Annotated in this window: 8 protein-coding genes; 6 read left to right on the top strand and 2 right to left on the bottom strand. The window is 60.8% G+C overall.

The features are described 5' to 3' along the window. The 6 genes from BI292_RS13795 to gcvP all read left to right on the top strand — a co-directional run. Positions 1–1046 (top strand): 2-octaprenyl-3-methyl-6-methoxy-1,4-benzoquinol hydroxylase (locus BI292_RS13795; RefSeq protein WP_101208183.1); only part of this gene is annotated, 1046 nt, incomplete at its 5' end. Between the two features lie 251 nt (positions 1047–1297). Further along, on the top strand, positions 1298–2302 hold the full coding sequence (locus BI292_RS13790; RefSeq protein WP_092276480.1) for an extracellular solute-binding protein: 1005 nt from the start codon (positions 1298–1300) through the stop codon (positions 2300–2302). 813 nt (positions 2303–3115) lie between these two features. Next, complete coding sequence (locus BI292_RS13785) at positions 3116–4732, top strand: iron ABC transporter permease (protein WP_101208180.1); 1617 nt, start codon at positions 3116–3118, stop codon at positions 4730–4732. A 154-nt stretch (positions 4733–4886) separates the two neighbouring features. After that, positions 4887–5969 carry a glycine cleavage system aminomethyltransferase GcvT gene (gcvT, locus tag BI292_RS13780; RefSeq protein WP_101208179.1) on the top strand — a complete coding sequence of 361 codons (1083 nt, stop codon included), beginning with the start codon at positions 4887–4889 and terminating at the stop codon, positions 5967–5969. A gap of 52 nt (positions 5970–6021) precedes the next feature. Next, positions 6022–6405, top strand: coding sequence for a glycine cleavage system protein GcvH (gcvH, locus tag BI292_RS13775; RefSeq protein ID WP_092276488.1), 384 nt, complete (start codon positions 6022–6024; stop codon positions 6403–6405). Between the two features lie 167 nt (positions 6406–6572). Then, positions 6573–9446, top strand: coding sequence for an aminomethyl-transferring glycine dehydrogenase (gene gcvP, locus BI292_RS13770; RefSeq protein ID WP_101208178.1), 2874 nt, complete (start codon positions 6573–6575; stop codon positions 9444–9446). Between the two features lie 129 nt (positions 9447–9575). On the opposite strand, the gene BI292_RS13765 is transcribed toward gcvP, so the two are convergent. Next, complete coding sequence (locus tag BI292_RS13765) at positions 9576–10244, bottom strand: outer membrane protein (protein ID WP_101208177.1); 669 nt, start codon at positions 10242–10244, stop codon at positions 9576–9578. A 211-nt stretch (positions 10245–10455) separates the two neighbouring features. After that, the gene (locus BI292_RS13760; RefSeq protein WP_092276497.1) at positions 10456–10773 is read right to left on the bottom strand and encodes a DUF2388 domain-containing protein; all 318 of its coding nucleotides are present in this window, start codon (positions 10771–10773) and stop codon (positions 10456–10458) included. Positions 10774–10796: the final 23 nt, after the last annotated feature.

Genomic DNA, 10796 nt, shown 5'->3' with positions numbered 1-10796 from the left:
GCCAACGCATCCTCGAACGTCTTGGCGTGTGGGACGGCATCGCCAACCGGCGCAGCAGTCCTTACACCGGCATGCACGTCTGGGACGGCAGCGGCACCGGGCAAATCCACTTTTCGGCGGCGAGTGTGCACGCTGACGTGCTTGGGCATATCGTCGAAAACCGTGTGGTCCAGGATGCGTTGCTCGACCGTCTGCACGAATGCGACCTCGGCATGCTGGCCAATGCGCGCCTGGAACAGATGCGCCGCTCCGGTGACGATTGGCTGCTGACCCTCGCCGATGGCCGCACGTTGCGCGCGCCGCTGGTGATTGCGGCGGACGGCGCCAACTCGGCGGTGCGTCGCCTGACGGGCGTGGCCACGCGCGAGTGGGATTATCTGCATCACGCCATCGTCACCAGCGTGCGCAGCGCCAAAACCCATCAAATGACCGCGTGGCAGCGCTTTACCGATAACGGCCCGCTGGCCTTTTTGCCGCTGGAACGCGACGGTCAGCAGGATTGGTGTTCGATCGTCTGGTCGACCACACCGAGCGAAGCCGAACGCCTGATGGCGCTGGATGACGTGGCGTTTTGCGCTGAACTGGAGCGCGCTTTCGAAGGCCGTCTGGGCACCGTGCTCAGCGCCGACCCGCGCCTGTGCGTGCCGCTGCGCCAGCGCCACGCCAAGCGTTACGTGGCTGAAGGCCTGGCGCTGATCGGCGACGCGGCGCACACCATTCACCCGTTGGCCGGGCAGGGCGTCAATCTGGGTTTCCTCGACGCGGCGGTGCTGGCCGAAGTGTTGCTGCAAGCGACCGAACGCGGCGAGCGCCTGGCGGACGTGAAGGTCCTCAGCCGCTACGAGCGCCGGCGCATGCCGCATAACCTGGCGTTGATGGCGGCGATGGAAGGCTTTGAACGGCTGTTCCAGGCTGATCCGCTGCCGGTGCGCTGGTTGCGTAATGCCGGGTTGAAGCTGGTCGAACAGATGCCGGAAGCCAAGGCACTGTTCGTGCGCGAAGCGCTGGGGCTGACCGGGGACTTGCCGGCGCTGGCCAAGGCCTGAATCGCGCATGGCCCTGTGGCGAGGGGGCTTGCCCCCGTTGGGCTGCGAAGCAGCCCCTGCATTTTTTCAGTCGAACCCTGCATTTCGATTTGCGACCGCTGCGCGGTCGAACGGGGGCAAGCCCCCTCGCCACAGGTATCGCACGCTGACCCTGTGCAACATCTGGTAACGCACCCGCCAACTGTTCGATTGAGCTTGCAAATGTGAGTCCTTATCATTTGGCCTCATTTTTCAATCGAGAGACCACGACCATGTTGGCACCCAAGCGTCTGTTGACCGCGTTGGCCCTGACCCTGATCGGCAGTACCGCCGCCCAGGCCGCCGACGAGGTAGTGGTTTACTCCTCGCGCATCGACGAACTGATCAAACCGGTCTTCGATGCCTACACCGCAAAAACCGGCGTGCAGGTGAAGTTCATCACCGACAAGGAAGCGCCGCTGATGCAGCGGATCAAGGCTGAAGGCGAAAACGCCACCGCCGACCTGCTGCTGACCGTCGATGCCGGCAACCTCTGGCAAGCCGAGCAGATGGGCATTCTTCAGCCGTTCACCTCGAAAACCATCGACAGCAACATCCCGCTGCAATATCGCTCGTCGGCCCACGCCTGGACCGGTTTGAGCCTGCGCGCGCGGACCATCGCCTACTCGACGGCGCGGGTGAAGCCCGGCGAGCTGACCACTTACGAAGGTCTGGCCGACAAGAACTGGGAAGGTCGCCTGTGCCTGCGCACGGCGAAGAAGGTCTACAACCAGTCGCTGACTGCGACCATGATCGAAGTCCACGGCGCGGCTAAAACCGAGGAAATCCTCAAGGGTTGGGTCAACAACCTGTCCACCGACGTGTTCTCCGATGACATCGCGGTGCTGGAAGCGATCAACGCCGGCCAATGCGACGTCGGCATCGTCAACACTTACTACTACGGCCGCCTGCACAAGCAGAAGCCGGATCTGGCGGTGAAGCTGTTCTGGCCGAATCAGGGCGACCGTGGCGTACACGTCAACCTGTCTGGCATCGGCCTGACCAAGCATGCGCCGCACCCGGAAGCGGCCAAGGCGTTGGTGGAGTGGATGACCACGCCGGAAGCGCAGAAGATTTTTGCCGACGTGAACCAGGAATTCCCGGCCAACCCTGCCGTGCCGCCGTCTGCTGAAGTGGCGAGCTGGGGCAAGTTTGTTGCCGACACCTTGCCGGTAGAGATCGCCGGCAAACGCCAGGCTGAAGCCATCCGCATGATGGATCGCGCCGGCTGGAATTGAGTTCGGCGGTATTGCTATGTTTGCTTGAAGATCCACCCCTCACCCCAGCCCTCTCCCCAGAGGGGAGAGGGGGAAAGGGAGCAGATCTTCATGTATTTCAAACCCTGAGTTCGACTTTGGAATTTCAGGTCGCAGCGTTTCACTTAAACGCCGCGGCCAGTCCCCTCGCCCCTTTGGGGAGAGGGGGAAAGGGAGCAGATCTTCATGCTTTTCAAATCCTGAGTTCGACTTTGGAATGTCAGGTCGCAGCATTTCACTTAAACGCCGCGGCCAGTCCCTTCGCCCCTTGGGGAGAGGGGGAAGGGAGCAGATCTTCATGCTTTTCAAATCCTGAGTTCGACTTTGGAATTTCAGGTCGCAGCATTTCACTTAAACGCCGCGGTCAGTCCCCTCGCCCCTTTGGGGAGAGGGGGAAAGGGAGCAGATCTTCATGCTTTTCACATCCTGAGTTCGACTTTGGAATGTCAGGTCGCAGCGTTTCACTTAAACGCCGCGATCAGTCCCCTCGCCCCTTTGGGGAGAGGGGAAAGGGAGCAGATCTTCATGCTTTTCACATCCTGAGTTCGACTTTGGAATTTCAGGTCGCAGCATTTCAATTAAACGCCGCGGTCAGTCCCCTCGCCCCTTTGGGGAGAGGGGGAAAGGGAGCAGATCTTCATGCTTTTCAAATCCTGAGTTCGACTTTGGAATTTCAGGTCGCAGCATTTCACTTAAACGCCGCGGTCAGTCCCCTCGCCCCTTTGGGGAGAGGGTTAGGGTGAGGGGGCGATCTTGACCCATGCACCACACACCCACCGTCTCAGAGACTTTAACGTGGCCCACCCCGCCCAACGTCGCTGGTATCCACTGGTTTTCGCCATCGCCGCGCTGGTTCTGCTGCCGCTGAGCGTGCTGTTTTTCTCCTGGCAAACCATCGATCAACAAATCTGGTCCCACCTCTGGGACACGCAGATGCCGCGCCTGCTCGGCAACACCCTGACACTGGTGCTCGGCGTCGGGGTCGGCGTGACGCTGTTGGGCGTGAGCCTTGCCTGGCTGACCAGCCTCTGCGAATTCCCTGGCCGACGCTGGCTCGACTGGGCGCTGATGCTGCCATTCGCAATCCCCGCTTACGTGCTCGCATTCGTCTTCGTCGGCCTGCTGGACTTCGCCGGCCCGGTACAAACGCTGCTGCGCGAATGGTTCGGCAGCGGCTTGCGTTTGCCGCGCGTGCGCTCCACCGGCGGCGTGATTGTGGTGCTGGTGTTGGTGTTTTACCCCTACGTTTACCTGCTGGCGCGCACCGCGTTTCTCGCGCAGGGCAAAGGCCTGATGGAAGCCGCGCGGGTCCTTGGGCAATCGCCGTGGCAGGCCTTCTGGCGCGTGGCATTACCAATGGCGCGTCCGGCCATTGGCGCCGGCGTGGCGTTGGCGTTGATGGAAACCCTGGCGGATTTCGGCGCGGTGTCGGTGTTCAACTTCGACACCTTCACCACTGCCATCTACAAAACCTGGTACGGCTTCTTCAGCCTCTCGACCGCCGCGCAATTAGCCAGCCTGTTGCTGCTGGTGGTGATGGTCGTGCTGTACGGCGAGCGCCGTGCCCGTGGCGCCAACCGCGCGAGTAACGAGCGACCACGGGTCAAGGCGCTGTATCACCTGCGCGGCTTCAAAGCCTTGGCGGCGATGAGTTGGTGCGGCGTGGTGTTTGCCTGCGCGTTCGTGATTCCGATGCTGCAACTGGTGGTGTGGTTCTGGCAGCGTGGCCGTTTCGATCTGGATGAGCGTTACGCCGGGCTGATCGTGCACACCTTGTATCTGGGCGGCATGGCGGCGCTGATCACCGTCAGCGTGGCCCTGCTGCTGGCGTTCGCCCGACGCCTGGCGCCGACCCGGGCGATCCGCTCGGGCGTCAGCGTGGCCAATCTCGGTTATGCGTTACCCGGCTCGGTGCTGGCGGTGTCGATCATGCTCGCGTTCAGTTACCTCGACCGCGAGCTGGTGATTCCGCTGTCGAGTTGGCTCGGCGGCACCGGCAAGCCGTTGCTGCTCGGCAGTCTGGCAGCGCTGATCCTGGCTTATCTGGTGCGTTTCATCGCCGTCGCTTACGGACCACTGGAAAGCAGCCTGGCGCGAATCCGTCCTTCGTTGCCCGAAGCAGCACGTAGCCTTGGCGTCAGTGGGCCACGACTGTTTTTCAAAGTGTATCTGCCGTTGTTGCTGCCCGGCACGTTGAGCGCGGCGTTGCTGGTGTTTGTCGATGTGCTCAAGGAAATGCCCGCGACCCTGCTGATGCGCCCGTTTGGCTGGGACACGCTGGCGGTGCGCATCTTCGAAATGACCAGCGAAGGCGAATGGGCGAGAGCGTCGTTGCCGGCGCTGACCCTGGTTTTGGTCGGGCTGTTACCGGTCATCGGATTGATTCGACGTTCGGCGCATCGAAACACCTAGGTGTCAGTCCTACACCTTGAGGCTACAATGCGCGGCATTCGGTGCGGTCCGTCCTTCAGACCCGGTAGCTGAGATCGGCTGGAAGCCTTGTATTTCAAGGCTTTCACCGGTAAGCACCGTTCCGCACCTTCGCCACGCCCGGAAGGAGAAACCCATGGGACAGCGTACGCCTCTGTATGACCTTCATCTCGCCCTCGGCGCGAAGATGGTCGATTTTGGCGGTTGGGATATGCCACTGCATTACGGCTCGCAGGTCGAGGAACACCATGAGGTGCGCCGCGATTGCGGGGTGTTTGATGTGTCCCACATGACCGTAATCGATGTTGACGGCCCCCAGGCCAAGGAATGGCTCCAGCATTTGCTGGCCAATGACGTCGAACGCCTGCACAGCCCCGGCCGTGCCTTGTACAGCACCATGCTCAACGAGCGCGGCGGCATCGTCGATGACATGCTGGTTTATCGCCTCGATGAAGGTTATCGGCTGGTGGTCAACGCTTCGACGCGTAACCAGGACCTGGCCTGGATGCAGGCGCACCTTGGCGATTTCAAAGTAGCGCTCAAGGAGCGTTCCGAGCTGGCGATGCTGGCTATCCAAGGTCCGCAGGCGCGGCACAAGATCGCCGAACTGGTGACCCAGTCGCGCGGCAACCTCATTCAATTGCTCAAACCGTTCGAAGGCCGGTCCGATGGCGACTGGTTCATCGCGCGCACCGGTTATACCGGTGAAGACGGCTTGGAGATCGTTCTGCCAGCCGAGCAGGCGCCGGGTTTTTTCAACGATCTGGTCGGCGCCGGTATCTCGCCAATCGGCCTCGGCGCCCGCGATACCTTGCGCGTCGAGGCCGGCATGAACCTCTACGGCCAAGACATCCATCAAGATATTTCACCGTTGGCCTCCAACATGGCCTGGAGCATTGCCTGGGAACCGGCCACCCGCCAATTCATCGGGCGCGAGGCTCTGGAGGCGGAAAAAGCCAACGGTGTGCAGCACAAACTGGTCGGTCTGGTGCTTGAGGAACGCGGCGTTTTGCGCGCGCATCAAGTGGTACGGATCGCCAATGTTGGCGAAGGGGAGATCACCAGTGGTAGTTTCTCTCCTACGCTAAGCAAGTCGATTGCACTGGCGCGCGTGCCGATGGCGACTGCCGACCGCGCAGAAGTGGAAATCCGTGGCAAGTGGTACCCGGTCCGAGTGGTCAAACCGACCTTCGTACGCCATGGCAAAACCTTGATTTAAAACTTTTCTGGCGGGCATCGACCGCTGACATTCTTTTTTGAGGACACAGAACATGAGCGATATCCCTGCCGACCTGCGTTTTGCCGAAAGTCACGAATGGGCGCGTCTGGAAGCCGATGGCACCGTTACCGTCGGCATTAGCGATCACGCTCAGGAAGCCTTGGGCGACGTGGTGTTCGTTGAGCTGACCGAAGTCGGCAAAGTGTTTGCTGCCGGCGATCAATCGGGTGTGGTGGAATCGGTTAAAGCAGCCTCCGACATCTATTCGCCGATTGCCGGTGAAGTGATTGCGATCAATGAAGATTTGAGCGGCTCGCCCGAAGCGCTCAACACCGACCCGTACGGCGCGTGGATCTTCAAGCTCAAGCCAAGCAATGCGGCTGATCTGGACAAGTTGCTGGATGCTGCGGCGTACAAGGCTGCCATCGGCGAGTAAGCCACAGGCGTTACCCCAAAGCCCCGACCTGTCGGGGCTTTTTATTGCCCGCAGTAAATCCCTGCAGGGGCAGCGTTGATGCCCGGAAATTCGCGGTCGGCAGCGGCTGCTATGCTGGTTTGACCGTGTTGCATCGACGTCGAGCGCCAGTCAAGAGAGAGCCCGTCATGTCCCCATTGCCGTCCCTGAGCCAGTTACGCGACCCCAATGCCTTCCTGCGCCGCCACTTGGGGCCAGACGCCGCCGAGCAGCAGGCGATGCTCGACAGCCTCGGTCTGGGCAGCCGCAGCGAGCTGATCGAACAGACCGTGCCGCCGGGCATTCGCCTCAACCGTGAACTGGACCTGCCGCCGGCCCTCGACGAACAAGCCGCGCTCGCCAAGTTGCGCGGTTATGCCGAGCAGAACCAGGTCTGGACCAGCCTGATCGGCATGGGCTACCACGGCACGCTGACGCCGACGGTGATCTTGCGCAACGTCCTGGAAAATCCCGGTTGGTACACCGCTTACACGCCGTATCAACCGGAGATTGCCCAGGGCCGGCTCGAAGCGCTGCTGAATTTCCAGCAACTGACCATCGACCTCACGGGCCTCGAACTGGCCAACGCCTCGCTGCTCGATGAAGCCACCGCCGCCGCTGAAGCCATGGCCCTGGCCAAACGAGTCGCCAAGTCCAAGAGCAATCTGTTCTTCGTCGACGAGAACTGCCATCCGCAGACCATTTCGGTGATTCAAACCCGCGCCGAGGGCTTTGGTTTCGACCTGATCATCGACGCTGTGGATAACTTGCAACAGCATCAAGTGTTCGGCGCACTTTTGCAGTACCCGGACACCCACGGCGAGATCCGCGATCTGCGGCCGCTGATCGATCATCTGCATTCCCAGCAGGCATTGGCCTGCGTCGCGGCGGATCTGCTCAGCCTGTTATTGCTGACGCCGCCGGGCGAATTGGGCGCGGACGTGGTGTTCGGTTCGTCGCAGCGTTTTGGTGTGCCGATGGGTTACGGCGGCCCGCACGCGGCGTTCTTCGCCAGTCGTGATGAATACAAACGGGCGATTCCTGGGCGGATCATCGGTGTTTCGAAAGATGCCCGCGGCAACGTTGCCCTGCGCATGGCGCTGCAGACCCGCGAGCAACATATTCGCCGCGAGAAGGCCAACTCGAACATCTGCACCGCGCAGGTTCTGCTGGCAAATATCGCCAGTTTCTACGCGGTGTATCACGGCCCGGAAGGGCTGAAACGGATTGCCCAGCGCGTGCATCGGCTGACCTGCATTCTCGCCGCTGGCCTGGAGCGCAACGGCATTGTCCGGGTCAACCAGCAGTTCTTCGACACGCTGACGCTTGAGGTCGGCGGCGCGCAAACCGCGATCATCGAAAGTGCCAAAGCAGTGCAAATCAATCTGCGCATTCTCGGGCGCGGGCGCTTGGGCCTGAGCCTTGATGAAACCTGCGATGAAACAACGGTGGCCAGGCTGCTGGATATTTTCCTCGGCGCCGATCATGGCTTGAACGTCGAACAACTGGACGCGCAAACCCTCGTCTCCGGCATTCCCGACGGCTTGTTGCGCAGCACGCCCTATCTGCGCCATCCGGTGTTCAGCGCTCATCACAGCGAAACCGAGATGCTGCGTTACCTCAAGCAATTGGAGAACAAAGACCTGGCGCTGAACCAGTCGATGATCCCGCTCGGCTCCTGCACCATGAAACTCAACGCCACCAGCGAAATGATCCCGATCACCTGGGCGCAGTTCGCCAATTTGCACCCGTTTGTGCCGAGGGAACAGGCGGTCGGTTACACCTTGATGATTGAAGAACTGGAGCGCTGGCTCTGCGCGATCACCGGGTTTGATGCGATCTGCATGCAGCCCAACTCCGGCGCCCAAGGCGAGTACGCCGGGCTGCTGGCGATCCGCAAATACCACGAGAGCCGCGACGAAGGTGCGCGGGATATTTGCCTGATTCCGTCCTCGGCCCACGGCACCAATCCGGCCTCGGCGCAAATGGCCGGGATGCGCGTGGTGATCGTCGAGTGTGACGAGGCGGGCAACGTCGAATTGGCTGACCTGAAGGACAAAGCCGCGACGGCCGGGAGCAAACTCGCCTGCCTGATGGCGACTTATCCCTCGACCCACGGCGTTTACGAAGAAGGCATCAGCGAGATCTGTGAAGTTATCCACAGCCATGGCGGCCAGGTGTATATGGATGGCGCCAACCTTAATGCGCAGGTCGGCTTGACCCGGCCGGCGGATATCGGCGCTGACGTATCGCACATGAACCTGCACAAAACCTTCTGCATTCCCCACGGTGGCGGCGGTCCGGGCATGGGCCCGATTGGCGTGCGCGCACATTTGGCAGCGTTTGTGGCCAATCATCCGGTGGTGCCGCTCGACGGCCCGCAACCGCAGAACGGTGCCGTCAGCGCCGCGCCGTGGGGCAGCGCGAGCATTCTGCCGATCAGTTGGATGTACATCGCAATGATGGGCCCGCAGTTGGCCGATGCCAGCGAAGTGGCGATCCTCGCCGCAAATTACCTCGCGCAGCATCTGTCCGGGGCCTTTCCGGTGCTCTACACCGGGCGCAACGGGCGGGTCGCGCATGAGTGCATTCTGGATTTGCGACCGCTCAAGGCACTGACCGGGATCAGCGAAGAAGACGTCGCCAAGCGCCTGATGGATTACGGTTTTCATGCGCCGACCATGTCGTTCCCGGTGCCCGGCACGTTGATGGTCGAGCCGACCGAGAGCGAATCGAAAGCGGAGCTGGACCGTTTTATCGGCGCCATGCTGAGCATTCGCGCAGAAATCACCGAAGTGCAAAACGGCAATTGGCACGCCGAAGACAATCCGCTGAAACGCGCGCCGCATACGCTCGCCGACATCACCGGGGTGTGGGAGCGGCCGTACAGCATCGAGCAAGCGGTGACCCCGGATGCGCATACCCAAGTGCACAAATACTGGCCGGCGGTGAACCGCGTCGATAACGTCTACGGCGACCGCAACCTGTTTTGCGCGTGCGTCCCGGTAGACGATTACCGCTGAAGACCTAGCCCTTGCAGGAGCGAGGCTTGCCCGCGAAAGCGGTTGATCAGGCTGAATCATGGGGGAATGATCCGCCGCCTTCGCGGGCAAGCCTCGCTCCTACAGGGACGTTGCACGTCGGGCCGAAAATCAGAACGCCATGCGCGCTTCGACGTAGAGGTTCTGCTCGCGCAACTTGCCTTTGAGTTGTTCGTCCCGAGCGTTGATGCGATTGGCGAAGGTGTTGTAACCGGTCTCGATATCGCCCATGTCGACGTAGCGATAACCGCTGCCGAGGGTGATTTGCCGGGTGACTTTCAAGTCCACGCCAACACCCAGCGCATAGGCAAAATTGTTCTGACTGTTGTTGGCGAACTGTCGCGAGGGGTTGGACTGATAACCCTGCGAACTGATGTGCGCGACGCCAACCCCCGCCATCGCGTACACCGACAGGTACTGGTTGAGCGGGAAATCCTTGTAGGCATTGAGCATCAGGCGACTGGACGAGACTTGCATGTTGTTGACGTTGGCATCGAACGGCGCCCAGTGACTCTTGAACTGCGAATCCTGCTTGATCGAATATTCGCCTTCCAGACGCCAGTCACCCTTGAACCCGTAGCCGATGCCCAACGAGCCGCCGACATCTTTCTGACTGTCCGGGCTCACCACACGATGGCTGACCCTGGGACTGGTGAGCAGCGCGCTTTCCAGGTTCTGCTCGACGCTTTGAATTTTCAACGAGCCGTAAAGGCCTTCAGCATTTGCCAGGTTGGTGAAGGCTGCGGCGAGCAGTAATACAGACAGTTTTGTTTTTTTCATGGTGATCGATTCGCTTGTGTGGTTATTCGAATCGACAAAGTCTGGGTTGGCGCACCTGAGGCTAATATCGGACTTATCCGGCGTTGGCCGATGAATTCTCGTCGGGCCACCGCGGATTTGGCATTTGTCGCTGTAGGAAAACAGCCGTGCAGTTTGTTTGAGGCAAAAAAATGCCGCTCATGGGAGCGGCATTTTTGTTCAACGGTACGGCTTATTCAGAGGCAACGGCATTCTTCGCCAGAATCGCGTTCGCCAGCTCCATGTCCGTAGCCTGCAGGCCTGGATTGTCTGCGCGAACTTTCTGCATCGCCGCTTCCAGGTACGGGCCACGAATGCCGCCATCACTGGCGACGAAACTGCCGGCATCGTCCTGAGCCGCAACAATCAGCTTGTGATCCTTGAACGTCAGGTAAGTCGAACCGGTGGTTGCACCGGAAGACAGCACGTTACGCCAAAAGCTGTCGGCCATGGCTGAACCAACAGGAAGGGACAGCAAGGCAAGGGTAGCGACAGCAAGTTTGAGACGCATAGGGGTGACTCCACTGGGTTAAC

This window comes from Pseudomonas sp. 43NM1 (assembly GCF_002836905.1).
Lineage (GTDB): Bacteria > Pseudomonadota > Gammaproteobacteria > Pseudomonadales > Pseudomonadaceae > Aquipseudomonas > Aquipseudomonas prosekii.
Note: the sequence above shows the minus strand (reverse complement) of the source record. Positions and strands in the feature narration are given on the sequence as shown.

Excerpts from the sequence above, each read along its gene's own strand:
- gcvP (WP_101208178.1), top strand. The coding sequence starts at position 6,573 with ATGTCCCCATTGCCGTCCCTGAGCCAGTTACGCGACCCCAATGCCTTC.
- BI292_RS13790 (WP_092276480.1), top strand. The coding sequence starts at position 1,298 with ATGTTGGCACCCAAGCGTCTGTTGACCGCGTTGGCCCTGACCCTGATC.
- BI292_RS13765 (WP_101208177.1), bottom strand. The coding sequence starts at position 10,244 with ATGAAAAAAACAAAACTGTCTGTATTACTGCTCGCCGCAGCCTTCACC.
- BI292_RS13760 (WP_092276497.1), bottom strand. The coding sequence starts at position 10,773 with ATGCGTCTCAAACTTGCTGTCGCTACCCTTGCCTTGCTGTCCCTTCCT.
- gcvT (WP_101208179.1), top strand. The coding sequence starts at position 4,887 with ATGGGACAGCGTACGCCTCTGTATGACCTTCATCTCGCCCTCGGCGCG.
- gcvH (WP_092276488.1), top strand. The coding sequence starts at position 6,022 with ATGAGCGATATCCCTGCCGACCTGCGTTTTGCCGAAAGTCACGAATGG.